This is a genomic window from Mesorhizobium sp. BHscii (assembly GCF_053848065.1).
The window spans coordinates 1-24,771 of record NZ_JBSPKW010000017.1 but is presented as its reverse complement, the minus strand read 5'-3'; the positions used below and the strand labels follow the sequence as shown (position 1 = coordinate 24,771).

The 24,771-nt window shown below is 61.7% G+C and carries 22 protein-coding genes and 2 pseudogenes; 17 read left to right on the top strand and 7 right to left on the bottom strand.

Going from position 1 to position 24,771, the window contains the following annotated elements:
* Positions 1 to 175: 175 nt before the first annotated feature.
* The 4 genes from ACWTU7_RS21890 to ACWTU7_RS21875 all read left to right on the top strand — a co-directional run bounded on the left by ACWTU7_RS21890 (position 176) and on the right by ACWTU7_RS21875 (position 3,507).
* Complete coding sequence (locus ACWTU7_RS21890; RefSeq protein ID WP_455840203.1) at positions 176 to 952, top strand: sulfite exporter TauE/SafE family protein; 777 nt, start codon at positions 176 to 178, stop codon at positions 950 to 952.
* 131 nt (positions 953 to 1,083) lie between these two features.
* Entirely contained in the window at positions 1,084 to 1,593 is a 510-nt protein-coding gene (locus ACWTU7_RS21885) for a superoxide dismutase family protein (protein WP_095517262.1), read from the top strand.
* A gap of 100 nt (positions 1,594 to 1,693) precedes the next feature.
* On the top strand, positions 1,694 to 2,704 hold the full coding sequence (locus ACWTU7_RS21880) for an ATP-binding cassette domain-containing protein (protein WP_455840202.1): 1,011 nt from the start codon (positions 1,694 to 1,696) through the stop codon (positions 2,702 to 2,704).
* Positions 2,701 to 3,507, top strand: a complete 807-nt coding sequence (locus tag ACWTU7_RS21875) for an ABC transporter permease (RefSeq protein WP_029349756.1) — start codon at positions 2,701 to 2,703, stop codon at positions 3,505 to 3,507. Before ACWTU7_RS21880 ends, ACWTU7_RS21875 begins: the two co-directional genes overlap by 4 nt.
* A gap of 127 nt (positions 3,508 to 3,634) precedes the next feature.
* Here the strand turns inward: ACWTU7_RS21875 and ACWTU7_RS21870 are convergent, their stop codons facing one another.
* The 3 genes from ACWTU7_RS21870 to ACWTU7_RS21860 form a co-directional block, all read right to left on the bottom strand.
* Entirely contained in the window at positions 3,635 to 4,594 is a 960-nt protein-coding gene (locus ACWTU7_RS21870; protein ID WP_127211736.1) for a DMT family transporter, read from the bottom strand.
* 363 nt (positions 4,595 to 4,957) lie between these two features.
* Positions 4,958 to 5,371 (bottom strand): hypothetical protein, encoded by a 414-nt coding sequence (locus tag ACWTU7_RS21865; RefSeq protein WP_455840201.1) that lies wholly within the window; start codon positions 5,369 to 5,371, stop codon positions 4,958 to 4,960.
* 13 nt (positions 5,372 to 5,384) lie between these two features.
* Positions 5,385 to 5,654 (bottom strand): hypothetical protein, encoded by a 270-nt coding sequence (locus ACWTU7_RS21860; RefSeq protein WP_455840200.1) that lies wholly within the window; start codon positions 5,652 to 5,654, stop codon positions 5,385 to 5,387.
* Positions 5,655 to 6,162: 508 nt separating this feature from the next.
* Here ACWTU7_RS21860 and ACWTU7_RS21855 point away from each other — a divergent pair.
* From ACWTU7_RS21855 to ACWTU7_RS21830, 6 genes are all read left to right on the top strand, one after another.
* On the top strand, positions 6,163 to 7,080 hold the full coding sequence (locus tag ACWTU7_RS21855) for an MBL fold metallo-hydrolase (RefSeq protein WP_455840199.1): 918 nt from the start codon (positions 6,163 to 6,165) through the stop codon (positions 7,078 to 7,080).
* Between the two features lie 642 nt (positions 7,081 to 7,722).
* Positions 7,723 to 8,073, top strand: a complete 351-nt coding sequence (locus ACWTU7_RS21850; RefSeq protein ID WP_455840198.1) for an SPW repeat protein — start codon at positions 7,723 to 7,725, stop codon at positions 8,071 to 8,073.
* 56 nt (positions 8,074 to 8,129) lie between these two features.
* Entirely contained in the window at positions 8,130 to 9,164 is a 1,035-nt protein-coding gene (locus ACWTU7_RS21845; protein WP_455840197.1) for an HlyD family secretion protein, read from the top strand.
* A complete protein-coding gene (locus ACWTU7_RS21840; RefSeq protein WP_455840196.1) occupies positions 9,161 to 10,858 on the top strand; it encodes a DHA2 family efflux MFS transporter permease subunit in 1,698 nt (565 codons plus the stop codon). The genes ACWTU7_RS21845 and ACWTU7_RS21840 overlap by 4 nt, the downstream gene beginning before the upstream one ends.
* Positions 10,858 to 12,153 carry a cytochrome b gene (locus tag ACWTU7_RS21835; protein WP_455840195.1) on the top strand — a complete coding sequence of 432 codons (1,296 nt, stop codon included), beginning with the start codon at positions 10,858 to 10,860 and terminating at the stop codon, positions 12,151 to 12,153. The genes ACWTU7_RS21840 and ACWTU7_RS21835 overlap by 1 nt, the downstream gene beginning before the upstream one ends.
* Before the next feature lie 252 nt (positions 12,154 to 12,405).
* Positions 12,406 to 13,329: a pirin family protein gene (locus ACWTU7_RS21830; protein ID WP_455840194.1), complete on the top strand. Its 924-nt coding sequence runs from the start codon at positions 12,406 to 12,408 to the stop codon at positions 13,327 to 13,329.
* 163 nt (positions 13,330 to 13,492) lie between these two features.
* Here the strand turns inward: ACWTU7_RS21830 and ACWTU7_RS21825 are convergent, their stop codons facing one another.
* Positions 13,493 to 13,723: a DUF1810 family protein gene (locus tag ACWTU7_RS21825; RefSeq protein ID WP_455840193.1), complete on the bottom strand. Its 231-nt coding sequence runs from the start codon at positions 13,721 to 13,723 to the stop codon at positions 13,493 to 13,495.
* A gap of 610 nt (positions 13,724 to 14,333) precedes the next feature.
* On the opposite strand from ACWTU7_RS21825, the gene ACWTU7_RS21820 reads away from it, so the two are divergent.
* The 5 genes and pseudogenes from ACWTU7_RS21820 to ACWTU7_RS21800 form a co-directional block, all read left to right on the top strand.
* On the top strand, positions 14,334 to 15,119 hold the full coding sequence (locus ACWTU7_RS21820) for an alpha/beta fold hydrolase (protein ID WP_455840192.1): 786 nt from the start codon (positions 14,334 to 14,336) through the stop codon (positions 15,117 to 15,119).
* Between the two features lie 71 nt (positions 15,120 to 15,190).
* Positions 15,191 to 15,310: pseudogene (locus ACWTU7_RS21815) on the top strand (NmrA family transcriptional regulator); the annotation flags it as partial.
* 273 nt (positions 15,311 to 15,583) lie between these two features.
* Positions 15,584 to 16,342 carry an SDR family oxidoreductase gene (locus tag ACWTU7_RS21810; RefSeq protein WP_455840191.1) on the top strand — a complete coding sequence of 253 codons (759 nt, stop codon included), beginning with the start codon at positions 15,584 to 15,586 and terminating at the stop codon, positions 16,340 to 16,342.
* Positions 16,343 to 16,555: 213 nt separating this feature from the next.
* A complete protein-coding gene (locus ACWTU7_RS21805; protein ID WP_455840190.1) occupies positions 16,556 to 16,957 on the top strand; it encodes a cupin domain-containing protein in 402 nt (133 codons plus the stop codon).
* Between the two features lie 111 nt (positions 16,958 to 17,068).
* Positions 17,069 to 17,140 (top strand): annotated as a pseudogene (locus tag ACWTU7_RS21800) (hypothetical protein); the annotation flags it as partial.
* Between the two features lie 149 nt (positions 17,141 to 17,289).
* Here the strand turns inward: ACWTU7_RS21800 and ACWTU7_RS21795 are convergent.
* The 3 genes from ACWTU7_RS21795 to ACWTU7_RS21785 all read right to left on the bottom strand — a co-directional run bounded on the left by ACWTU7_RS21795 (position 17,290) and on the right by ACWTU7_RS21785 (position 19,464).
* Entirely contained in the window at positions 17,290 to 17,529 is a 240-nt protein-coding gene (locus ACWTU7_RS21795) for a hypothetical protein (RefSeq protein ID WP_455840189.1), read from the bottom strand.
* Between the two features lie 66 nt (positions 17,530 to 17,595).
* Positions 17,596 to 18,039 carry a carboxymuconolactone decarboxylase family protein gene (locus tag ACWTU7_RS21790; protein WP_455840188.1) on the bottom strand — a complete coding sequence of 148 codons (444 nt, stop codon included), beginning with the start codon at positions 18,037 to 18,039 and terminating at the stop codon, positions 17,596 to 17,598.
* A gap of 354 nt (positions 18,040 to 18,393) precedes the next feature.
* Positions 18,394 to 19,464 carry a class I SAM-dependent methyltransferase gene (locus ACWTU7_RS21785; protein WP_455840187.1) on the bottom strand — a complete coding sequence of 357 codons (1,071 nt, stop codon included), beginning with the start codon at positions 19,462 to 19,464 and terminating at the stop codon, positions 18,394 to 18,396.
* 150 nt (positions 19,465 to 19,614) lie between these two features.
* Between ACWTU7_RS21785 and ACWTU7_RS21780 the strand changes: the two genes are divergently transcribed.
* Both ACWTU7_RS21780 and ACWTU7_RS21775 read left to right on the top strand, forming a co-directional pair.
* Entirely contained in the window at positions 19,615 to 20,646 is a 1,032-nt protein-coding gene (locus ACWTU7_RS21780) for a GlxA family transcriptional regulator (protein WP_455840186.1), read from the top strand.
* Positions 20,647 to 21,056: 410 nt separating this feature from the next.
* On the top strand, positions 21,057 to 24,771 hold a 3,715-nt coding region (locus ACWTU7_RS21775), incomplete at its 3' end, for a PAS domain-containing protein (RefSeq protein ID WP_455846542.1).

Below are 24,771 nucleotides of genomic sequence, written 5' to 3'. Positions count from 1 at the left end.
CGAACATCCAATTCGAGAGATCGCTCTCGATATCCTAAGAGGCTGAACGACTGAAGGTACAGGAAAGGCGTCGATCGAGTGGACAATTTCCCGTTCGTCGTCACCATTGTCGATGCGAGGCGTTTGGTGAATTGTCTTTTCGGCAATTACGACCCGCGCTTTGTTGGAGAGCCAAATGCAAGAGTTCATTCTTTTTGCGCTCGTAGGGTTTGTAGCTCAAGCTGTGGACGGGGCTCTCGGCATGGCCTACGGCGTGGTTTGCTCGACAACATTACTGGGGTTTGGCGTATCTCCTGCACACGCTTCGGCTTCAGTTCACGCGGCTGAGCTGTTTACCACTGCGGCCTCGGGTTCGGCTCACCTCTATCACCGCAATATCGACTGGAAGCTTTTCTGGCGCCTGATGCCGTTTGGCGTTCTCGGCGGCGTTCTCGGCGCTTTTGTGCTCACCTCGTTTGAGGGAGCGGTCATGAAGCCATATGTGACCACATACCTTGCGCTCGTCGGAGCTTGGCTCCTGTTCCGTTCCTTCCGGCGGATCCCAAGCAATCCGGTCCCTGCAAGCGCGGTACCTCCCCTTGGACTTGGTGGTGGATTTCTTGATGCGGCAGGGGGTGGCGGATGGGGACCTATCGTAACGACGGGCCTTCTCGGTTTTGGCGGGACGCCCCGCTACATTATTGGTACGGTAAATGCCAGCGAGTTCCTCATCACGCTCTCGGTGTCTCTGACCTTCTTGTTTGCGGTGCTAACGGGCCACTGGGAGGAGGCAGGAGAGCTAACGAAAAATCTACTCTCTGTCGCCGGCTTGATCCTTGGCGGCGTAGTCGCAGCGCCGATTGCGGGATGGGTAGTGAAGTCAATCGCAGAAAAGACGCTTCTCAGGCTCGTTGGCATTCTCATCATACTGCTGGCGGGCTGGCAAACCGCGCAACTCTTCGAATGGGTGTAAACTGAGGCACATCGAAAAAGTTGTCGGCGTCGCTTCCCTGGCGGCCGTGCCGGATACGAAAACTCATTCCCAAATGGAACGAAGAGACCCCTTTGATGTTTGGCTTCCTTGGACAACCGGAGGACGAGTTGATGAAAAAATTGGTTGCAACAGCAGGGTTGGCGCTGGCGGTCGCGATGCCTGCAGCGGCTCAGGACACCGCGACCGCGAAAGCCGAATTCGTCAACATGGCTGGCGAGAAGAACGGAACGGCCACGCTGACCGAGACGGCGCACGGCGTGCTGATAGCGTTGGAGGTAACAGGACTGCCGGCGGGTGAATGGGTCGCATTCCATATTCACGAAACCGGGAAGTGCGACCATCAGACCGGCCATGCCTCGGCCGGTGGGCACTTCAATCCGACGAATGCCGAACATGGATACCTCACCGGGAAAGGCCCGCACGCGGGCGATATGCCAAATCAGCGGGTCGGCCCCGACGGCGTTTTGCGTTCCCAGGCTTTCAACAGCGTGGTCAAGCTGGATGGGGGAGATACGGCCATACGAGGCAAGGCATTGATGATCCACGGCGGACAGGACGACTACAAAAGCCAGCCTGCAGGTGATGCCGGAAATCGTCAGGCCTGCGCCGTGATCGAGTGAAAACCCCGAAATGAGTAGAGACCTGTCCGACATATGATCCGACCGGCTCTTCAGCCTCGGCGGCCAGGTAGATGGTCGGAGCCTCTAGCGTGATGATTGCATGAACGATACTTCTCCTAAGGGTGTGCCTTCTATGGGCCTTGCCGAGTCGGCCATTTCCGCTCGCGGCCTGGTCAAGACATTCGGCAAGCTGCGCGCGGTCGATGGTATCAATCTCGATGTGCCGCGCGGCATGATTTTCGCCATCTTGGGCCCGAACGGCGCCGGCAAGACAACGCTGATGCGGATGCTCGCGACGCTGTCGCGCCCCGACGCCGGCTCCGCGACCGTGATGGGGCACGATCTCGTGCAGGCCCCGCATGAGGTCCGTGCGGCAATCGCGATGACCGGGCAGTTCGCTTCGCTCGACGAGGACTTGACGGGCCGGGAGAACCTCGTCCTGCTCGCCCGACTCTGGGGTTTTCGCGGTCGCGCCGCGAAAGCTCGTGCGGACGATTTGCTCGCGGCTTTCGGCTTGTCCGAAGCGGCGACGAAGCAGGTGAGGGATTATTCAGGTGGCATGCGAAGGCGGCTCGACATAGCCGCCTCGCTGGTCGTCACGCCGGGCGTGCTGTTCCTTGACGAGCCGACCACAGGCCTCGATCCGAACGCCCGCAAGGATGTCTGGGGCATGATCCGCGGCCTCGCCGAGGCCGGCGTCACCATCCTGCTCACCACCCAATATCTCGAAGAGGCCGATCAACTTGCAGCGCGCATCGCCGTCATCGACCACGGCAGGAAGATCGCCGAGGGTACCAGCCGCGAACTGAAGGCGGCCACCGGCTCCGGCTTTCTCCATGTCGCGCTCGCCGATGTCGCTCGGCTGGACGAAGCGGCGACCATTCTGGAACGCCGGCTGGAGCACCCTGTCCAACGCAGTGCCGAAGGCGCGGAGCTCTCCGTCCTTGCCCGCACAGCGAAGACCGCCAACGAGGCGCTGGCCGAGCTGGTCGCCGCCGGCATCGAGCTGTCGGATTTCTCCATGGGCCAGCCCAGCCTCGAGGAGGTCTTCTTCGCGCTGACGGGCCAGCCGGGCCTGAGTGAAAGCCGCAAGGAAGGCGACAAGCCATGATCGACACGACATCCCTGCAGCGGCTGCAAAGCGTCGCCCGACCTAGAACCCCATCAGCCCTTTCCAACGCGCTCGTCTTCGGATGGCGCGCTGTGCTGAAATTCAAGCATGTGCCGGAGCAGCTCTTCGATCTGGTGATGACTCCGATCATGTTCACGCTGCTCTTCACCTTCGTCTTCGGCGGTGCGCTCGCCGGTTCGCCTGGCGAATACCTGCAGTTCTTCCTACCCGGCATCCTGGTTCAGACCGTGGTGTTTAACGCAGTCTATTCGGGCATGGGATTGTCGACCGATCTCGGCAAGGGCTTGTTTGACCGCTTCCGATCGCTGCCGATCTGGTCGCTGTCTCCGTTCGCCGGCCTGATGGTGGGCGACATCCTGCGCCATTTGATTGCCGCCTCGATCATTCTCACCATCGGGCTGATCCTCGGCTACCGGCCTGAGGCAGGCATCCCCGGCGTGCTTGCCGCCTTCGCCATGCTGATCGCCATCGGGTTCGGCATGGGCTGGGTATTCATCGTGCTCGGCCTGCTGATCCGCACGCCAACCACGGTGATGACGCTCGGCTTTACTTTCCTGTTCCCTCTCGTCTTCGCCTCCAACATCATGGTCGACCCCGGAACCATGCCGGACTGGCTGCGGGCTTTCGTCGAAGTCAATCCAGTGTCGCTGATGACGACGGCGCTGCGCGGGCTGATGGGTGGCGGGGCGACACTCAGTCAGGTCGTCCTCGCCCTGATCGCGCCGGTAGCGCTGACCGCGATCCTGGCGCCGACGACCCTATGGCTGTATCTCAGAAGGTGATTGGTTCTGCGCATGCCGCAGACGGACCGCCGATCCAAGCGAAACCGTCGAACGTTATCTGGCGTGATGTGCGCCTCGGCTCTTGATCGCTAAGCGCCGTCTTGGGTTCGGCTGTGCGGATGTTCCCCTACGCGACATGCACCGTGCGCTGCCTCGGCTTGATCGCGGTGGCGAGCAGCAGGCCGGCGACGATAAAGGCAGCGCCGGCGAGGTCGTAGTCGTGCAAGCTTTCCCCAAGGAAAAGATAAGCGAGCACGGCGACGAAGACAGTCTGCAGATAGAGCAGCATGCTGGCGCGCCCGGCACCAAGCGTCTCGACGCTGCGGTTGTAGAGGTAATACATCAGAGCGCCGCCCGGACCAGCGACATAGGCGAGTGCCAGAAGGCCGTTCGCATGCAGCGCCGAACGCTCGCCGGAAAACAGCTCCCAGAGATAAAGGGGCAGTGCGACCAGCGCGCCGGCTCCTAGCAGCAGGACCACCATCGGCAGAAGCTCGATAGCGAATTTGGAGCGACGCAGCAGCACGGTGTAGAGGCCCCAGCAAAACGCGCTGCCGACGATCCACAACTCGCCGGGATTGAACTGGAGCCGCATCAGCGCGGTAAGGTCGCCGCGCGCTACGATCACCACCATCCCGACCAGAGCGAGCAGCGCGCCAAGAGCCTTCCAGACGCCGAGGGGCTCGCCGAGCACGTAGCGGGCAAGCACCATGGTCATGATCGGCGACAGCGCCATGATGATGCCGGCGGTCGTCGCGTCGGTGTAACTGAGGCCCGTGTAGATCATGCCCTGACAGAGGGTCAGCCCGATCGCGCCGATGGCCAGCACCTCGATCGCCCGGGACTGGATCAGCACGAGCATCGCCCCGTGATGACGATGGACGATAGGCAGCAGGATCGCGCAGGCGAGCGCCAGCCGCCAGAAGCAGAGCGCCCAAGGCGGCATTTCGGGGGCAACCCACTTGGCTGCGATGTAGACGCCGGCGGACAGGAGCCAGCAGAGCGTCGCGGTGGAATAGGCGAGAGGAAGCGATACGCCGGCAGTCGCCTTGGCTACGCTTGGATGGGCTATCGGCAGCGATTGCATGTCCCTCTCCTCCCACTGCGGATCTTAGCAAGATTGCTGCGACTTGCCGAGCAGCAACGCCACCTATTTCACCGATCCTTGTGCGGCGGTTTTTTGTTTTCCGTGTGGAACACAGGCCAGCGACGAAAGTTCGGCTTCTGCAGCCGCAGACAAATGCTGCCAGATCGGATCCTCCCCGCCGATCACAGCCCGCGTCCTTCTCCCAGGGGCGCGGGCCTCCTCTGATCCCAACAGACCGTTGCCCGCGACCTTTTCAATTCACAGGCTGGTCCGCAGCGCGGCGCTTTTCAGACATTTAGTCCGAGCAGTTGAACGTCTGCGTGGGCCACGAGTTGGCAAAGCCCGACCTGAGCCCAGCCCGCCTCAATACAGGTCCAGTGCGAGCGGTCGGGATAGATTTTGAGCTCGGTATTCGACGGCGCCTGCTTCTGCTTCTCGAACATGGCCCTGGTCATCTTTAGCCTGGGCAATGAGGTCGATGCCGCCACCGATGAGCAGCAGAGGTGCGCGATCGGGGTTGTCCCAGCTGATCTTGCCAGCGGCTGAGACCAGACCGTCCCAGTAGACCCTCCCGGCCGTGGGGACGATGTAGCGGTCGTAAGTGGCATCGAGTGTGCCGGCGGCGCAGTCTGTGCGAAGCGCGTGCCGAAGAACCTGCGCGACATGGTCATGACGCTGCGCCAGCTGCCCCAGGAAAGGAACACGGTCGACTTGATGGGTCTGCCACCCGACCAGCACGCCGGAGGTCGGCGCGGGGGCGATGGCGACGCCGGCCACGCCGAGCCCGCGGTCAAGCAGGTGCTGCGTGATAGTGCCGCCGCACGAGTGTCCGATCAGGCTGGGCGCGGATGAGGCGATCGTAGTGATTGATAATTTCGTCGATGCCGACCTTGGCGAGAGCGGGGTCCGGGGACGCACGCAGCTCGGCCGGAGAGCGGTCGTCGAGCGGCCAGGACGGCGCGATGACGGTGTAGCCCCTCGCTTCGTAGCGGGCCTTGAAGCCTTCCCAACTGTGGGCGTTCAGCCACGCGCCATGGATAAGCATGATGGTCTTGGACATTGGTCACTCCCATCGGTTCTGCTTAGTAGCTGGTAAGCGACGATTGCGTAGCGCCATCATTAATCGTGCTGGACTGTCTGTCGGTGCGCGACATGCCCGTGTTCCTCATTTGCTCGATCGACCATCGTGCTGACCAGAGATATGGGGAGAACGCTATGTTGAGGGTGCGCGTTCAGTCGACTGCATCAAGGCCGTGAATGACTGATACCCCGGTTAGGATCTCCCCGCGCTGGGTGTACCGCCGACAGGCAAGAGGACAGCCGTTGTTCGCTGCTCAAAGCGGCGTCTTCTGACGTTTGTGGAAGATCACCCATGCTCGCAACGGGGCTGCCATAGACCTTCGCATCGCCTGACCGACACTTCCGTTCGATGGTCGCGTAGACCGAGGCGGCGCAATCTCCTCCGCAGACGCCAGGTGGCTGTCCATGGAGGCGCGTGCCATCCCATGGGGGCCAGCGGCGCAGGTGGCCGATACGGCCGCGGATAAGGCGATCAGCAGGAGATAAACATGAGCTTGGACAAGACCTCACACCCCGGTAGACTGGAATCCGATGAGTTGGTTCCGTCGCGCTACGCGCTGCGGGTCGGCGAGATTGACGTAATGGTGGTCAGCGATGGAGTGCTACCGATACCAGCCCCGGTTATGGCACACAACGTCGACCCGGCCGTCCGGGCGGCCTGGCTGGAGGACATGTTCCTGCCGCCGGAAATGCTCGACTGGCCGCTGAATGTGGTCGTGGTGCGTAGCGGCGGCCGGACAATACTCGTCGACGCTGGGCTAGGGGCGGACCCGGACTTGCATTTGCCGCAGGCCGGGCGGTTGGCCCAGCGACTGGAGGCCGCCGGCATCGATCTCACATCCGTGACCGACGTGGTGCTTACCCACATGCACATGGACCACATTGGCGGGCTGCTCGTCGACGGGGTGAAGGACCAGCTGCGTCCGGATCTGCGGATCCACGTGGCAGCCGCCGAGCTCAAGTTCTGGGAGTCGCCCGATTTTTCTCGCGCCTTAATGCCGCCGGGGTTCCCGGACGCGCTTCGGCGGGCGGCCAAGCGGTTCGTGAACGAATACCACAGCCAGTTGCGGCCGTTCGACGAGGAGTACGAGGTGGCGCCGGGGGTAGTCGTCCGTCGCACTGGCGGCCACACCCCCGGACACAGCGTGGTCCGCCTCGCGTCCGGCGGCGACCGGCTGACATTCGCCGGCGACGCCGTGTTCCAGGTCGGGTTCGACCAGCCCGAGTGGCACAACGGCTTCGAACACGACCCCGAAGAGGCGGCCCGCGTCCGCGTCAGTCTTTTGCGGGAACTGGCGGCGACCCGCGAGCCGCTGGTGGCCACTCACCTGTCGTTCCCGTCCGTCTGCCATGTGGCGGTCGACGGCGACGCCTTTCGTTGCATACCGGCCGTCTGGGAGTACTGACCGCTTGTTGGGTTAGGGCCGAACTAGACGACCGCATGCGTCTGAACAACTGGTCGATCGCTGCCTCGTACGACACCGCCCGAATTTTCGCCGGCGGCTCCTCTACCACGAGCAGGTCGATCATCTCGCGTCCCCGCCGCACCGGCTTGTGCTCCGCAGCATGCAGGTGCGGCGCGTCATGTGCGGTATGTAGGGTGTCCCCACGCCGTTTTGTTTTTCGGAGTGAAGCGGACATCGGGTTCGCGTGTAGTGCCAACGAGTGAATTGGGTCAGTTCGCGTCGATGCACGCCGGGCGCGTCAACGTCTGCTCCTGACTATCCGAGCCTCTTAGATGCCAGTCCGCTGTCGGCCCAAAACCTCGCCGTATCTCTAGAGCGGGATGCATTCTTATTGAATGGGGACATCCCGCTCTATCTGTTTTTTAGCCGATGACCTGCCACGGGTAATTTCCTCGGCCGAAGCACTGTGACCCGAGCGCTTCGATACCTTCCGCCAGCACCGCGCTCAGCCGCCCTAGACCTTAGCATCGCCCGACTGGTTACTGTGTGGAATAGGCGAGTGCGCCGGACTGTCTCATTCTCTTCGCACCGGTCACCCCAGCCTTGATGGAGAGAGGTGGTACGGACTGAAAAGGAGATGAAATGAGAAATGAAGTACCAAGCAAAGGGTTGGAGTGGACCAACCTTGTTCTTGGCGCAGTCTTGGCCTGCGCTGCGTTCATGTTCGCCGGCCTGCCTGCCGCGGCTTGGAACGCTGGGATCGTCGGCACGCTGATCGTGTGCTGCTCCGCTGTGGCGCTCTACCGCTACGGGGCTTGGGCCGAATGGTCCAACCTCACTCTGGGCTGTTGGGCGGTGATCGCTCCATTCCTGCTCGGCTTCGGATCGGCGCAGACGCCGATGTGGACGCACGTCGTGGTTGGGCTCTGCGTCGCGACGATCGCCATCCTGCAGCTTAGGACCGGTCGCACTGTGCCCAATACACCCTCTTGACTGGTAACGGATGTTACCGTAAACATCAATGGTAATACTCATTACCGGAGGGCGTCGTGGCGCGGCTTAACAAGAAGAAGATCATCGGCTTGCTGCTGTGCCTCGGCGCCTTCGTGATCGGGGCTGCGGGATGGGCTTGGACTCGTTCGAGCGGTGAGACGTCGACCGACAACGCTTATGTCCGAGGAGACGTGACCTCGCTGGCTCCAAAGGTTGCTGGCTACGTCATTGCAGTAGAAGTTGAGGACAACCAAACCGTCCGAACAGGTGACGTCCTGTTCCGGATCGATGACCGTGATTACCGCGCACGGCTCGCGCAAGCTGTGGCCAATGTCGAAGCCGCCCAGGCTCGCCTCGGCAATGTCGACGCCGAAACCCAACTTCAACATGCCCTAATTCGGCAGGCCGAAGCCCAGAAACTTTCGAACGTGGCCGAGTTGAACCTCGCGGCGCGGGCATCTGACCGCCGCCGCGAACTTATTCGCAGCAGCGCAGTGAGCCAGGCCCAGGTCGATGAAAGCGACGCCGCGCGGTCGAGGGCCGAGGCGGGCGTATCGGCGGCGTCGGCAACCGTAGAGGCGCAGCAGCAACGCATCGCTGTCCTTGCCACCCAGCGCGACGCCGCTGTTGCCGCCGTCGCGCAGGCACAGGCCGCACGCGATCTCGCCCAAATCGATCTCGACAGCACCGTGGTACGCGCGCCAGTCGGCGGCGTCATTGGTAACCGCCAGGTCCGCATCGGCCGGCTTGTCGCGCCGGGTGCCTCCCTGCTTGACATCGTTCCGGTCAACGACGTGTGGGTCGTGGCGAATTTCAAGGAAACCCAGTTAGCACATATCCTGCCCGGTCAGCGCGTCCGTATCGCCATCGACGGCTACCCGAACGAGACGTTTGAAGGCGTGGTGGACAGCTTTGCGCCCGGCAGTGGGTCTTCCTTCAGCTTGCTCCCCACAGACAATGCGACAGGCAACTTCGTTCGCGTCGTTCAGCGCGTTCCGGTGAAGATCCGGTTTGCCAGTAATCCGTTGCCCGGCCGCCTGGTGCCCGGCTTGTCCGCGCGTGTCGAGATTGATCGAGCGAGCGGCTCATGACCGCGGCCGTCGCCACGTCGAGCCGCGACAGACCTACGACAGAAGCCCTTCTTGTCGCGGGGATAGTGCTTGCCACGCTGACGGAGGCGATCGCCAGCACCGTGCTGTCACTCGGGCGCGGCGATATCATCGGCGACACCTATGCAACTCCTGACGAGTTCGCCTGGCTGGACATCGGATACACCGCCCTGAAGCTTATCGGGTTCATGGCCGCGCCTTGGCTGATGAACCGTATCAATCCGCGCAGCCTGATCATCGGCTCGACCCTCGTCATGGGCACCGCCTGCGCCATGGCCGCCATCACAGCTCGGTTGGACCTGCTGGTTGCGCTGCGCATCATACAGGGCTTCTCCGGAGGCATCCTGCTTGTTGGGAGCCAGGCGGTCATTTTTCTCGCCTATCCGCGATCCCACCAACCAATTCTTCAAGCCTTGTTCGCAATGGGGTCGGTCGTTGCCCCCGCCACCATCGCTCCGGCCCTTCAAGGGTGGCTGCTCGATAGTCAATCCTGGACATGGATCTTCTTCAGCATCGTCCCGGTGGCGCTGGCGGCCGCCGGGCTTCTGCTGATCGCGGATGGTCCGACGCACGCTAAGACCACGCACCGTCCGTTTGATTGGATCGGCTTCGCCCTAATCTCCGTAACACTTTTTTGCTTCACGTACGTCTTCAGCCAGGGCAGCCGATGGGACTGGTTCGAGGAACCTCGGATCCTATGGCTAACAGTGATCGGCGCAGCCACTCTGCTGGCATTTCTCGGCCAACAGGTCATCGCCAGGGGCCAGGGCCTACTCGATTTCACCTCGTTTCGGTCAGACGATTTTTCCTTCGCCTTTATTGTCAGTTTTGTCGCCGGCGCCGCGTTGTTCGGGAGCGTGTTCCTGATTCCGTCGTTTGCCGTGTCCGTACTCGCGTTCACACCTACCGGCGCCGGCCAGCTCTTGTTGCCGAGTGGCGCACTTTTCATCTGCGCGCTCCTTGTCGCCGCCTTTCTCATGCAGGTCCGCCGCGTTCCTCCCATCGCCACAGTGCCTTTTGGAATCCTGATGATCATGATTGCGATGTGGATGCTGTCCGGCTCGACCAGCGAAAGTGGAGCAGACGACATGATGGCAGCCATCCTGTTGCGCGGCTTGGGCCTTGGCTTCCTGTTTCTGTCGATCACCCTGATCGCTTTCAGCAACCTCAACAGCCGAAATCTCGCGTCCGGCATAGGTCTCTTCAATACAGGTCGCCAGCTTGGCGGTCTTATGGGAGTCGCCGGGCTCCAGACACTGATCGATCATAATGTCGCGGCCAATGTCGCGGTGCTCGGCGCCTACGTCACCGCGGGCATCCCTGCGGTAAGCGAGCGGCTGACCACGACGACAGCCATGCTGGCGGCAAGGGGAATGGACGCCGCAGCCGCCAGCCGGGCAGCCACAAGCCTGCTGGGCAGGGTCGTCGCAGGTCAGTCCACCGTGATCGCCTTCGACACAGCGTTCAACGCAATCGCCCTGCTATTTGTAATCGCCGCTCCCGTGTTGGTTGCGATCAAGATCGGCCTCTCCCGATACGCCCGAATGCGCACGGCGCGGTCATCCAGGAGCGAAGGGCATAATGAGGCGTCCCACGACAAAGTCGGCTCGACCGGTGCTGGCGATCAGCGAGGCTACTATCCGATGCCGAGGATTCGAGAACTAGGGGCAGCGTGATGAGCGGTGGACATTCGACCTATACGCCCACGACCGGAATCGGACGCTGGTTCGACGCCCGCCTGCCGCTGCCGCGCGTAGTGTTTGATCAGTTCATCGCCTATCCCGTCCCGCGCAACCTGAACTACGCGTATTCGTTCGGCGGCATCCTCTCGATGTTGCTGGTGGCGCAGCTCGTGACCGGTGTCGTGCTGGCGATGCACCATGCGGCCGACACGACGCTGGCCTTCAATTCAGTCGAGAAGATCATGCGCGACGTGAATTCCGGCTGGCTGTTGCGCTATCTGCATTCAAACGGCGCGTCGTTCTTCTTCATCGCAGTCTACATCCACATGTTCCGCGGCCTCTATTACGGCTCGTACAAGGCACCGCGCGAGCTTCTGTGGGTGCTCGGCTGCACCAACTTTTTGTTGCTGATGGCGATCGGCTTCATCGGTTACGTGCTGCCTTGGGGACAGATGTCGTTCTGGGGCGCTACCGTCATCACCAACTTCTTCACCGCCCTACCGCTGGTCGGCGACTGGCTTCAACAGCTGCTGCTCGGCGGCTTCGCGGTCGACAATCCGACCCTCAACCGCTTCTTCGCACTGCACTACCTGCTGCCGTTCATGCTTGCCGGCGTGGTGGTTCTACACATCTGGGCGCTTCACGTCGTCGGCCAGACCAATCCAACGGGTATCGACGTAAAGTCGAAAACCGATGTCGTGGATTTCACGCCCCATGCCACAATAAAAGACGTGTTCGGGGCCGTGATGTTCCTGCTCGTTTTTGCCTATTTCGTCTTCTACATGCCAAACTATCTCGGGCATCCGGACAACTACACTCCCGCGGACCCGCTGAAGACACCGGCCCATATCGTGCCCGAATGGTACTTCCTGCCGTTCTACGCGATCCTGCGCGCCATCACCTTCAACATCGGACCGATCGATTCCAAGCTCGGCGGCGTACTGGCCATGTTCGGGGCCATCGCCGTGCTGTTCTTCGTGCCGTGGCTCGATACCTCGAAAGTGCACTCGGCGGTCTACCGGCCCTGGTACAAGCGGCTCTTCTGCCTGTTCGTCGCCAACGCGATCTTCCTCGGCTGGCTGGGATCAAAGCCGGCGGAGGGCTGGTACATACCCGCCATGCAGGTGTCGACCTTCTACTATTTCGCGTTCTTCATCATCGCTATGCCGCTGCTTGGTCTGATCGAGACGCCGCGTCGGCTGCCGAACTCGATAACCGAAGCGGTTCTCGAGAAGAGCAAGGGCAGGCGCGAGTCCTGTGCCGGAAACCTAGATGGCCTTGGGTCGTGATCGGCACTGAGCCTAACCGTTCAATTGATCAGATGCCGACATTGCGGGCACGAACCAAGTCATGGTTTACGAAATAGACAAGCAAAGCTTCGCTCCTCTGCGGCCCGACCGGCCTGAAATGGCCGAGGATCTTGCGGCGATGCTGTCGTCCAGGAGGTCCCACTGCTCGAAGCTATTCAGACGGCATTTCGCGCCGTTCAGTTCAAACGCGTTTGAGCGCCCGGCCCAAGCCATGCAAGAGGAGAGATATCCATGACCTCCCACCAAAGCGATGTCGCAGCTATCGACACAGTCATTCTGCCACGGGTCCATCACCTTGCGGATGGGTTCAAGGTACGGCTGACATTGCCCTCCGATCATGGGCGCATGATCGGGCCCTTCATACTCTTGGATCGTCTGGGCCCGATCGTATTCGACGCAGGTCATGGTCTCGACTTGAGACCACATCCCCATATCGGCCTTGCGACCGTGACCTACCTGATCGACGGGGAGATCACCCATCGTGACAATCTCGGCAAAGTGCAGACCATTCGTCCTGGCGAGGTCAACTGGATGACGGCCGGATCCGGCATCGTCCATTCCGAGCGCACGCCGCTGGAAGTCCGGGCGTCGGGAAGCAATCTCTTTGGTATTCAGGCCTGGGTCGCCCTTCCCTCTGGGCACGAAGAGATTGCGGCCGAAGTTGCGCATTATAGAGCTCCCGAAATACCCAGGACTTGCGCCAAAGGCGTTGAGTTCACTTTGATCGCCGGGGCGTCCGACGGGTTAACTTCGCCTGTAAGAACCTTCTCCGATATGGTCTACGCTGAAATCGTGCTCACGAGCGGTGCCCGCTATCAGGTCAAACCCGAACATCGTGAGCGTGCGATCTACATCGTCGCCGGCGAGGTTGAAATTGTGGGCCAGTCTGGCTCGTTCGGTGAGGCGGAATTGATACTGCTGGAACCCGGCGTTGAGATCGTGCTCAAGGCGCCAGCCTTCCACGCAGCGCGACTGATGCTGCTGGGAGGTGAGCCCTTTTCCGAACCTCGGCACATGTATTGGAACTTCGTCTCCTCCTCGGCCGAGCGGATCGAGTGGGCAAAGGCCGATTGGCGCGAAGGCCGCTTCCCAGGTGTGCCAGGGGAGGATGAATTCGTCCCGCTGCCGGAGGATCTCGATCTGGCACGCAAATAGCTTGGCCCGGCTTCGGCATGCAATTTGCCTCACCGGACGACGCAGCTTTTGCGAATTTCGAGATGTCCGGGCGGGTGATGTTTCCCTCCGCACCGCCCGTAGTTTGCCGCCACATCGCCTTCCGCCATTCCTCTTCGACAGGCAGGCGGTCGCGCAGATTGAACTAGCGCGACATGGCGTCAAGTTCATGCATGGTCTTCTCGTCGAGCAAACCATCGAACCAGACGTCGAACATCGTATCGAGCAGGAACTCGTCGCTGCTTGCTTCGGAAAACAGCGTCAGTGACACGTGCAACTTCCGCGCGTCGACATCGCCAAAAACGGCGCGAGCATTTACGTTCGAGAGCCGCTGCAGTGTGCCAACGCATTCCCGATAGCGACCTCCCAGCAGCATTTCGGTTTATCCCAATCTTGCCACGCAGAAACAGTTTCGCCCGTAATTATCCAGCGACAATATCGGCGTACTCCGGGTGCTTGACGAAGAACCGGCCCATGAAGGGACACGTCAGAATCGTCCCGCGGAGGCGGATTGATCTACCTTAGTCGTGTGAAGACGGTATCTTGACGGGCATTCGCGGTCGATTGGATCGAGGGTGAGGGCGAGCCATACCGCGGTTTAGTTTTGCTTTAGTCTCGGTGGATTCGCCCAGCTTAATGAAACGGCCGGCCACCTGAGCGGCGGCTTGATCTGTTCTGATCTTGCAGAGAATTTAGGGCTTCTTGCATGGCGTCCGATTGCGTTGGAGCAACGCGGCTCTTATGCGCGCCGTCGTTCAGATAATCATCTGCCCGTCTTCAGCGCCGACCGGCTATCTACCGGAAGGGCGGGTGCCCTATCCCGAAGCACGCTGTGACCCAAGCGCTTCGATACTTTCCACCATCACCGCGCCCAGTCGACCTACACCTTAGCATCGCCCGACAGATGCCTGCGTAGAATAGGCTCGTGCGCCGGATTGGCCCATTCTCTGCGCACCGGCCACCCCCCGGCCTTGGTGGAGAAGACGATGCGCAATCTCATCGGAATATTGTCGGCTGCTATAGCGGTTGCCCTCTCGAGCAACACATTTGCACATGCAGCCGATCCCGATGCGAAGCCGACGATCGTGCTTGTGCACGGCGCCTTCGCGGAATCGTCGAGTTGGAACGCGGTCATCGCCGAGCTGAACAGCGATGGCTATGCAGCCATCGCCGCGGCCAATCCGCTTCGCAGCGTTGCAGGCGACGCGGCGGCCGTATCGGCCGTCATCGGATCAATCCACGGACCCGTCGTGCTCGTTGGCCATTCCTACGGCGGACCGGTCATCACCGAGGCCGCCAACGGCAATGCGAACGTGAAGGCCCTAGTCTATGTAGCGGGTTTTGCGCCGGATATCGGCGAATCCAGCCTCACGCTTTCAGGACAATTCCCAGGCAGCACGCTGGGCAATGCGCTTCTGCCGGTCGCACTGCCTGGTGGAGGACAGGATCTCTACATCCAGCCCGAAAAGTTTCACGAGCAGTTCGCAGCCGACGTATCGACGGCGGAGGCTAGCCTGATGGCGGTAACCCAGCGACCTGTGACGGAAGCCGCGCTGGCCGAGGCCTCGGGCGTCCCCTCCTGGAAGACAATTCCGTCCTACGCGATCTACGGCTCGGCCGATCGCAATATCCCGCCGGCGGTCATGAAGTTTATGGCCGAGCGTGCGCACGCCGTGAAGACCGTGGTTATCGAAGGCGCTTCCCACGCCCTGATGGTCTCGCATCCCGACAAGGTCGCCTCGCTCATCGAGGAAGCCGCATCGGCACAATGACGAACTGACCGCCTCGCGCCGGCTGGATTCGGCAAAGTCCAAAATCTCATAGAGACGACGAGGACATCGACATGAAAATCGTGGTTATTGGCGGCACCCGTTACAGCCGATCAAAGACGGTCGAGAGGCTGCGCAAGAAGGGTCACGAAGTCGTGGCGGCGTCGCCGAACCTTCGTGGCAATACCATCACCGCAGCGCCCCGTGACCCGGGCCACGCTGGCCGACCTCTCAGCGATTTCCTCGAGAAGATCGCCTCCGTTCTGCGTGATCTATGGCTCGGCCGACTGCAAGGCCACGTCGGCGGTCGTGCAGTCCATGGCCGAGCGAGGGGAGGCAGCGAAAACGGTATTCGGTGAGGCATCTCCCGCGCCTTGACGAGTCCCAGCATGCGGCCGAGGCGCCTCCGAGGAGCCGTTGGCAGTATTCCAAACAGATCATTTTCGAAATCAGAACAGGAGAGTGACATGAAAATCGTCGTCATAGGTGGAACCGGACTTATTGGCTCGAAGACGGTCGATAGGCTGCGTAAGAAGGGCCATGAAGTGCTCGCGGCGTCGCCGAACACCGGCGTCAACACCATTACCGGCGAGGGGTTGACCGAGGCCCTCGCTGGAGCGCAGGTCGTCATCGATCTGGCGAATTCGCCGTCATTTGAGGACAAGGCCGTTCTGGAGTTCTTCGAGACCTCTGGCCGCAACCTGCTCGCTGCGGAAGCGGCGGCTGGTGTGAAGCACCACATCGCGCTCTCGGTAGTAGGGACCGAGCGCCTGCCGCACAGTGGCTATATGCGCGCCAAGGCGGCCCAGGAGAACCTGATCAGGAGCTCCGGGATTCCCTACACGCTTGTTCACTCGACGCAGTTCTTCGAGTTCCTGGGCGGCATCGCCCAGTCGTCAATGGTCGGAGAAGCCGTCCACCTGCCATCCGTATCTTTTCAGCCGATCGCGTCTGACGACGTCGCCGATGTCATGGCGGACGTCGCGCTTGCGACGCCGGCCAACGGCATGATCGAGATTGCCGGGCCAGAGCGGGTGCGCTTCAACGAACTTGTGGCGCGATTCCTGAAAGCGACCAATGATCCGCGCCAGGTGATCGCGGATCCTCACGCGCTCTATTTCGGTACGGAGCTGGACGACGGCTCGCTCGTCCCCGGTGGCCAGCCGCGTATCGGCGCAGTGCGCTTCGAAGACTGGCTCGCCCGCGCCTCGCCCCAACGGCACTGATCAGCCTCCGCCGAGGCCCGCGCGTCGCCAAGATGTCGCGCGGGCCTAAAGCTCAAACGCGAAGGAGCGAAACGATGAAGACGACTTTCCTCTCCCGCTGGAGCACTACGCCGCGATGTCTTGGCGGGCGCCTTGCCGCCACCTTCGCAACCGGCCTGCCCACGGCCGGCGATCGCCCAATCCATCCTCAACCGCAAAACTGGAGCCAAGACCATGATTAGGACCATCCTCTGCACCGTTGCCCTGGCAACCACCCTCGCGTCCGGCGCACTGGCCGCCGACAAAGTCACTCTGGTCTATGACCAGCCGCTGCCCAACGTGCCGGGCAAGAGCATGCGCGCCGTGCTTGTGGAGTATGAGCCCGGCGACACTTCGGCGGCGCATACTCATCCCAACTCGGCATTCATTTATGCCACGGTTCTCGAGGGGGCGATCCGCAGCCAGGTCAACGATGGGCCGGTAACGACCTATCGCGCCGGCGAGAGCTTTTCGGAATTCCCCGGCGACCGCCACGGTGTCAGCGAAAACGCCAGCGCAACCGAGCCCGCTCGGCTGCTGGCCGTGTTTGTCCTCGATACCGACGAAACGGAACTGACGACACCCAGCGGCGACTAAAGCCTGGGCACCACCCCCAGCTCAGCTCGTACAAGAAGCACTGCTCCGCCTACTCGAAAGAGCCGGCGGCGCAGTCATGCTACCACTGAGCAGATCACGAACATCTTTGCCGTGAATGTCGTTGGTCCAAGCCTTTTGGCGGCGGCAGCGCTTCCGCATCTGGCAGCGGCGAAGGGGGCGGTCATCAACGTATCGAGCACGTTCGGTCACCAGCCCGCTGGTCATAAGACCGAATATGTTGCGTTGCGGCTTTGGTGGAGGGCGGAAGCTCGTGCAAGTATCGTCTATGTCGGCCTTGCGGGACGAAGCGTACGTCGTGGCAAGCCGGGCGATCACGCTCCAATCCGCCCGTTTCGGTATCTGGCCCACACGAGCCGGACGATCTGGGTCAGGTTCAACATGATGAAGAACACGTTCCAGGCGACTACATTGAGCATCGGAACCGGCTGGCTGTAGAAATAGACGGCGAGGCAGGTCGCCGCCGTCACCGTGAGGATACGCAGGCGCAACATGTCCATCGTGAAGTAGGCCGTCACGTAAAGGATGTTCGCCGCGTTGATGAGGATTTCCATTGGGTACCACTACGATTCGATCCTGGGCATACTGCGCCCGGCAATCGAGCCGGGCGCAGTATGCGATCACTTGGGGCCGAGTTCGGTCTTGAAGGTCTCGAGATCGATCTGGAGGCCGTTGAGGACCGTGCTCCAGTGGCGGACATAAGCCGCCTGCGTCACGGCCTCGGCTACCTCTTCGTCGGTCGCGCCGTGGGCCTTGGCCATCTCGGTCTCGAACCAAGTGCAGTAGCGGCATGGAATCTGCGCGGCCACCGCCAGGTTGATGAGCGACTTGACCTTAGGCTCCAGCGCGTTGTCGCCGTCGATTTCGAGGCCCTTGGTCATGGCCCATGCGCCGGCGATCGCCGACTTGGGATAAGCTTTCATGTGCGTGGGCACCACGCCGAAGATCGCCTCCATCTCTTTGTAGGCTTTCTCGACTGAAGGCAGTTCCTGCGCCGCGGCAAAGGAAACGGCACCCATCAGGGTTGCGCCGGCAAGTGCGGCGATTGCAAAGGTCTTTCTCATTTCGTCTTCCTGTCTTTCACTGTCTGATCGAAGGAAAAGGTTGACTGCCTCGCGCGCCCTTCACGTCGCGAAGAAGGAACCGCCCGGATCTTGGGTCGGCTGCATTAGGAGATTGAGCTTGTCAGGTCGGACCGCCGGTCAGCGGTCGAACGGTCCCGTCCCGGCGCTGTGGACGCGCCAGATTGAGTCAGGCCGGTGTCCTTGAGCTGCGCATCCGAGAGGTGCTGAAGCATCCTTGCGTTGCGGCGCGTCTGCCGCCTGGTGCGCATTGCCGCGGCTGCGGCCAGCACCACATCTACGAATGTCTTTCTCATGGGTCGTGTCTTTCGTGGTCGATACGACGGGATGCGGCGCTCAACGCCGTACCTCGAAGATGAGATTGAATGGGGTTTCGGCGGCGCGGCGGAAGTGCGTGAAGCCTGCTTTGCGGAACACCTCGGCAAGGCGCGCTTGTCCCGCCTGGGCCCCGAGCACCATGTTGCCGCCCTCGGAAATGGCGTGCGCGCAGCAGATCATTGTCGACGCCGAGTAGTAAAGTTGCGCCACCGGCGAGAGGTTGTCCCTCACGTGGTCGTGGGCGAACGGCTCGACCAGCAGCACCGTGCCGCCGGGCGCCAGCACCTTGGCCGCATGGCGAGCGGCGGCGACCGGATCGCCGAGATCGTGGAGGATGTCGAAGAAGCAGATCAGGCCGTACTGGCCGTCCGGATAATCGTCGGCCCTTGCAAGCGCGAAGTCGATGCGGTCGGATACGCCCGCCGCCGCAGCATTCCGCCGTGCCTCGTCAAGTGAGGCGGCATGCGTATCGAACCCGTGGAAACGCGAGTTCGGGAACGCTTGGGCCATCAGCAACGTCGAATGGCCATGGCCGCAACCGACATCGGCAACCGCTATGCCCGTCTCGAGCTTTGCGACGACGCCTTCCAGCGCTGGCAGCCATTGCGGCACCAGGCTGGCGCGGTAGCCGTTGCGGTAGAAAGCGGCCGAGCCACAGGCGAGCCGTCCGTCATGTTCGCCCCAGGCCACACCTTTGCCGGTGCGGAATGCATTCAAGGCCTTCGCCTCGTCGAACCACATCGACGCCGGCACATTCCATGCGTGCGGGATGTAGACTGGGCTGTCCTCATCTGCCAGCACCATCGCCTGCTCCGGCAGGAGCTCATATGTGTTGCTCAGCCCGTGATAGGCGACGTAGCCACCGGCCGCCTGCGCGTTCAGCCATTCGGCAACGTAGCGCTCGGCGCAGTTCGCCCGCGTGGCAATTTCCTTCGCGCTCAGTGGGCCGGCCCCAGCCATTGCCTGATAGAGGCCGAGCTTGCTGCCCAGGCTGACCATCACCCCGGTATAACCGGCCGTCAGGTCGCCAATTGCCCGTGTGGCGAATGCCTCGAGCCTCGCCTCGTCGATTTTTTGTATGTCCAGCATCCTGCTGTTCCTTCAAATGCTTGAGTTGTGTTCAGAAGCGACTGTGGTGTAGGTCTTTCGGCAGGCTGCGCGACAGAGCCGCTATCGCCCGCAATCGGTCCTTTCGTGCCATGTCGGGCGCATTTTCGTGGCGCGGCGTGAAAGGTCGCTATGACCCAACAGGCGAAACCAATTCGGTCGGCACCGCTGCGGGTTTGTCTCGTCGCGCTGCCGGATGCGGTCATCTCGACGCTGGCAGGCATCTACGACGTCATGAACGGGGTCTCGATGATGGGGATCGCTAGCCCCGGGGCCGAGCATCCCTTTCAGGTGGAGATCGTCGGAGAGGAGGCAGGAGCGCTACGGCTTGCCAGCGGCGTCCCCATCTACGTGCAGTGTGCGATCGATGATGTCGCGGCGTGCGACATCCTCATCGTCCCGTCTGTCCTGCTGAAACCGGCTGGATGGGAAACGGGTCGCTACCCGCGTCTGGTGGACTGGGTCCAGCGCATGCACGATGGCGGCGCGCGGCTCTGCTCCGCCTGTTCGGGCGTCTTCCTTCTGGCCGAAACGGGACTGTTCGACGGCAAGGATGCCACTGTGCATTTCGGCTACGCGAACGAGTTCGCGGCCCGCTTCCCGGCCGTGCCGATCCATCCCGAGCGTGTGCTGGTGATCTCTGGTCTGCGCGAAGACCTGATCAGTTCAGGCGCGTCGAATACCTGGCACGACATGGTGCTCTATCTGATCGCCCATCACGTGGGCGCCACGGTCGCGCAGGAAGTCGCGCGCATGTTCGCGCTGCAATGGCATCAGGACGGACTGGCCCCTTACATTATCTTCGAGGGCAGGAGCGACCACGGCGACGCCGAGATCCAGAGCGCGCAGGCCTGGCTGACGAACCACTTCTCGGTTGCCAATCCGGTCGACGAGATGATCAGGCGGTCGAAGCTCGCCGAGCGTACCTTCAAAAGACGTTTCGCCGCCGCGACGGGCCTTGCGCCTATAGCCTACGTGCAGCGCCTGCGCATCGAGGACGCCAAACGCAGGCTGGAGCGTACCAGTTCGCCCGTCGACGAGATCAGCTGGCGCGTTGGCTATGAGGATGCCGCGTTCTTCCGCCGGCTGTTCAAGCGCACTACCGGGATGACGCCAGGTGCCTACCGGCGGCGGTTCCAGATACCCGAGTTCGCCCGAGGGTAGATTATGTATTCGTCTTCCGCCGCGGTGCGACCAGACTGCCGCGCACGCTCGCGAAATTGGAAGAGGCTCTGGCAATCATCACGGGTTGGGTCGACTTCTGGTGAAGCGCCCGCGGCATCGGTGTCGCGGGCGATGTAGAGCCGACGCAGTATCGGCGGAAGCAGAAGGGCGGAAGGTGGCTTGCAGGGAGCGCGGCCTACTCTGGCATTTCCGCAGAGGGGCGCGGCGGCCACTTGCCAGGGCAATGCATGGATTTCCATGAGGTGCGGCTGGGGCATGGCGGAATTAGAGTAGGGGAACTGAGTTCGCCAGCCCAGATCTTAGGGCGTGATTTTTGCCAGCCAGATGTTCAGAAGTAGTGCTATACGAAGCGCCGACGGTCCCGAGCTTTTGTGCGGTAGGAGCAGCCGATGATGTGCGTCTGGTCGCACCGCCCCCGATTCTTGCACCTGGGACTCTTTTTTGCGGCATATGTCTTGGGCTGCGGATTTGCCCAATCGCTCGCAATCGTACCTGGGACAGGCATTTCCATTTGGCCTCCAGGCGGGCTTTTCATCGCGACGCTTGTCTTCGCCCCCAGGCAGAGCTGGCCGTGGTGGGTGCTGGCGGGGTGTCTGGCTGAACTGTTCAGTAATTTCTTGTGGTTCCACAGCCCGTTGCCTGCGGCTTTCCTGATCTATGCCGGCAACGCTCTTGGAGCGGCCGCCGGGGCATGGCTCGTAAAGCGGGCCTTGTGGCAGCGGGTTCGGCTGGACACCTTGCAGGAAGTTCTCGCGTTCGTCGTAGTGGGCGCTGGAATTGCGCCGGTTATAAGCGCGACGGTAGGAAGCGCGACACTTGCGTGGTTTGGCATACAATCGCAAACCTTCGCGGCGGCTTGGCCTCTATGGTGGATCGGAGACGCCACCGGAGTCTTGATCGTGGCCCCACTGGCGCTGGTCGTGTTCCAGAACTGGCGCGGCAAGGCTGAGCTCTCGGCCGCGCTGTGGATGGAAGTTTGCGTCCTGGGGCTGATCTTTCTTGGTGTCGCTGCCCTTTCCCTGAGCGGTTACCTGCCCTTCGCCTACATCATCATGCCGCCTCTACTTTGGGCTGCAGTGCGCTTTGAATTCAAAGGCGCTGCCGTCTCCTTGATCCTCCTCGCTCTGATTACGGCGGTATTTACAATATCCGGCGCCAGCCAATTTGCCGGCGATCCCGAGTCCCAGAGGCACAGGCAGGTCATGCTGCAGCTTTTTCTGGCCATCTCGGCATTTTCGGCGCTCATCGTGGCCGCCATATCCCGGCAGCACCAGCTGGCGGTGCGCACATTGCGGCAAAGCGTGGAGGCATTGCGCGACCGGGAGCGGGAGCTCTCGCAGCTCGTGGACATGGTTCCGAGCCACGTCTGGCGTCTAACATCCGACGGCGAGCCGACCTTCTTCAATAAGCGCATGGTCGATTTCCTCGGTATGGACGTAGCGGACACGGACAAGCCGGGCATGAGCCGACTGGATGCGGTCATAGAGACCGTCCATCCGGACGACGCAGCGGAGTTTAGGGACGCCCTAAACCGCTGCCTCGTCACCGGCGAGCGGTTTTCCATGAGGTGTCGCCTGCGCCGCGCCGACGGCGTCTACCGCTGGATGTCGAGCCGCGCGGAGCCGATGCGGGATGAGGGCGGACGCATCGTCCAGTGGTACGGCCTCTGCCACGACATAGACGATCAGATGCACGCCGAAGAGGCGCTGCGGCGGAGCGAGCGGCAGCTTCAGGAGATGATCGACGCCGTGCCGGTCCGCGTCTGGAGCGCAACCCCTGCGGGCGGGCCGGTCTACTTCAACAAGCGATACCAGGACCATTTCCGTTCCGTTATCCCGAATTTCGACGCTCTCGAGGAGCCGAGCATCGAAAAATTGCTGCAAGAGCTGATTCATCCCGACGATGCTCCCGAGGTGCAGCGCACGTTACGGAATTGTTTCGAAATCGGCGGCGGCTCCGCGATGCGGTTTCGTTGGCTTGAGAAAGATGGCGCTTATCGCTGGGCGGAGTGCAGGGTGGAGCCCCGGCGTGATCAAGACGGATCGATTGTGCAGTGGTACGGAGTCTCTCTCGACATCGACGATGAGGTGCGCGCACAGGAAGCGTTGAGCGACCGGGAGCGGGAACTCTCGCAGCTCGTGAACATGGTCCCCGTCCAGATAAGGCGTCTGACGCCCGAAGGCGAGCCGACCTTCTTCAACAAGCGCTTGCTTGACTTCGTCGGGTTGAACGACCTAGCGCAAGTGGACAAGCCGGACATGAGCCGGCTGGCGGCAGCCATACAGTCTCTCGTCCATCCCGAAGATGCAGCCCGCCTGCTGGAGGCAGTCCGCCACTCCCTCGTTACCGGCGAGCCCTACTCCATGAAGTATCGTATGCGTCGTGGGGACGGCGCGTATCGCTGGGTTGATGGCCGCGCCGAGCCGGTGCGGGATCAAGGCGGAGTGATTGTGCAATGGTTCGTAATTTCTATCGACATCGACGATGAGATGCGCGCGCAGGAAGCGCTGCGCGACCGGGAGCGGGAACTCTCGCAACTCGTGGATATGGTTCCGAGCCTGCTCTGGCGGTTGAGCCCGGAGGGCGAGCCGACCTTCTTCAACAAGCGACTGGTGAATTTTCTCGGCCTGGACAAAGCAGATGCAGACAAGCCGGGCATGAGCCGGCTGGCAGCCATCATAGAAGCCGCCGTCCATCCCGATGATGCGAACAGCCTTAGGGAAGCGCTCAACCATTCCTTCGTCACTGGCGAGCGCTTCTCCAAGAAGTATCGCCTGCGGCGTGGTGATGGCGTGTACCGCTGGGTGGAAGGCAGCGCGGAGCCACTGCTGGATGAGAGCGCACGCATCGTCCAGTGGTACGGCCTCTCACACGACGTCGACGATCAGCTACGCGTCGAAGAGGCGCTGCGAAGCAGCGAGCGGCAGCTTCAGCAGCTCATAGACACGGTGCCAACGCAGATCTGGTGCGTAACGCCAGGCGGCGAGCCAGCATACATCAACAAAACCATGGTGGACTATATCGGTCTGAAGCTGGAATATTTTGATGCTCAGGCAGGATTGCCGGGCGCCATTGAAACCATCGTCCATCCGGATGACAGGGCCGTTTTGCTGGGAGCCCTAACCCATTCCTTCAGCACGGGTGAACCGTTCGAGCTGAAGTTTCGTAACCGTCGATGGGATGGTTCATATCGCTGGACAGAGGGACGCGCGGATCCGCTTCGCGATGAGAGTGGTCGCATAATCCGGTGGTACGGTGCCAACGTCGACATCCACGATTTTATGATTTCTCAGGAAGCGCTGCGAGAAAGGGAACGCTCGCTCTGGCAGCTCGTCGAAACGCTGCCCGTAATGATCGATTGCGCCGCGCCCGATGGTGAGCCGATATATCGCAGCCAGCAGCTCCGCGAATTCCTCGGATACAACCTTGAAGAATTGGACGGCGCGGGAAAGTCCCGGTTGGCCGGCACACTCGACGCTGGCGTTCATCCCGACGACGTCGCGGGAGTCAAGGAGCAGTACGCCCATTCGTTATCCACCGGCGAGCCATACTCGCGGAAGCACCGTCTGCGGCGCTTCGATGGCGAATATCTCTGGGTCGACACGCGCGCGGCGCCGATGCGCAACACCGAGGGCGCCATTGTGCAGTGGAATGTCATCTGCCTGGACATTGACAGTGAGGTTCGGACGCAAGAACAGCTGCGTCTGGCGCAAGAGGGTCTTGCACGGGCGAGCCAGGCGGCGAGCCTTGCTGAGCTTTCGGCGTCTATCGCGCATGAGGTGAACCAGCCATTGGCGGCCATTGTGGCCAACTCACACGCCTGCTACCGTTGGCTGGCCGCCGAGCCCCCTAACGTCGTTCGTGCGAAGACCACGGCCGAGCGCATCATCCGGGACGCCAACTCCGCCGCCGATGTCGTGGGCCGCATCCGCGCCTTGTTCAGACCATCCCTTGAAATGAGAACCAGCACACCGATCCCGAGCGTCATTGCCGAAGCGCGTGACCTGATGGCCGAGGAAGCTACGCGGCGCCGTGTCCGTATGGACTTTGATATCGAGAGCGAGCTTCCGCTTGTCGCGCTCGATCGTGTCCAGATCCAGCAGG

Bases quoted from the DNA above. Each gene is read 5' to 3' on its own strand.
- ACWTU7_RS21890 (WP_455840203.1), top strand. From the start codon at position 176: ATGCAAGAGTTCATTCTTTTTGCGCTCGTAGGGTTTGTAGCTCAAGCT.
- ACWTU7_RS21885 (WP_095517262.1), top strand. From the start codon at position 1,084: ATGAAAAAATTGGTTGCAACAGCAGGGTTGGCGCTGGCGGTCGCGATG.
- ACWTU7_RS21880 (WP_455840202.1), top strand. From the start codon at position 1,694: ATGAACGATACTTCTCCTAAGGGTGTGCCTTCTATGGGCCTTGCCGAG.
- ACWTU7_RS21875 (WP_029349756.1), top strand. From the start codon at position 2,701: ATGATCGACACGACATCCCTGCAGCGGCTGCAAAGCGTCGCCCGACCT.
- ACWTU7_RS21870 (WP_127211736.1), bottom strand. From the start codon at position 4,594: ATGCAATCGCTGCCGATAGCCCATCCAAGCGTAGCCAAGGCGACTGCC.
- ACWTU7_RS21860 (WP_455840200.1), bottom strand. From the start codon at position 5,654: ATGTCCAAGACCATCATGCTTATCCATGGCGCGTGGCTGAACGCCCAC.
- ACWTU7_RS21855 (WP_455840199.1), top strand. From the start codon at position 6,163: ATGAGCTTGGACAAGACCTCACACCCCGGTAGACTGGAATCCGATGAG.
- ACWTU7_RS21850 (WP_455840198.1), top strand. From the start codon at position 7,723: ATGAGAAATGAAGTACCAAGCAAAGGGTTGGAGTGGACCAACCTTGTT.
- ACWTU7_RS21840 (WP_455840196.1), top strand. From the start codon at position 9,161: ATGACCGCGGCCGTCGCCACGTCGAGCCGCGACAGACCTACGACAGAA.
- ACWTU7_RS21835 (WP_455840195.1), top strand. From the start codon at position 10,858: ATGAGCGGTGGACATTCGACCTATACGCCCACGACCGGAATCGGACGC.
- ACWTU7_RS21830 (WP_455840194.1), top strand. From the start codon at position 12,406: ATGACCTCCCACCAAAGCGATGTCGCAGCTATCGACACAGTCATTCTG.
- ACWTU7_RS21825 (WP_455840193.1), bottom strand. From the start codon at position 13,723: ATGCTGCTGGGAGGTCGCTATCGGGAATGCGTTGGCACACTGCAGCGG.
- ACWTU7_RS21820 (WP_455840192.1), top strand. From the start codon at position 14,334: ATGCGCAATCTCATCGGAATATTGTCGGCTGCTATAGCGGTTGCCCTC.
- ACWTU7_RS21810 (WP_455840191.1), top strand. From the start codon at position 15,584: ATGAAAATCGTCGTCATAGGTGGAACCGGACTTATTGGCTCGAAGACG.
- ACWTU7_RS21805 (WP_455840190.1), top strand. From the start codon at position 16,556: ATGATTAGGACCATCCTCTGCACCGTTGCCCTGGCAACCACCCTCGCG.
- ACWTU7_RS21795 (WP_455840189.1), bottom strand. From the start codon at position 17,529: ATGGAAATCCTCATCAACGCGGCGAACATCCTTTACGTGACGGCCTAC.
- ACWTU7_RS21790 (WP_455840188.1), bottom strand. From the start codon at position 18,039: ATGAGAAAGACCTTTGCAATCGCCGCACTTGCCGGCGCAACCCTGATG.
- ACWTU7_RS21785 (WP_455840187.1), bottom strand. From the start codon at position 19,464: ATGCTGGACATACAAAAAATCGACGAGGCGAGGCTCGAGGCATTCGCC.
- ACWTU7_RS21780 (WP_455840186.1), top strand. From the start codon at position 19,615: ATGACCCAACAGGCGAAACCAATTCGGTCGGCACCGCTGCGGGTTTGT.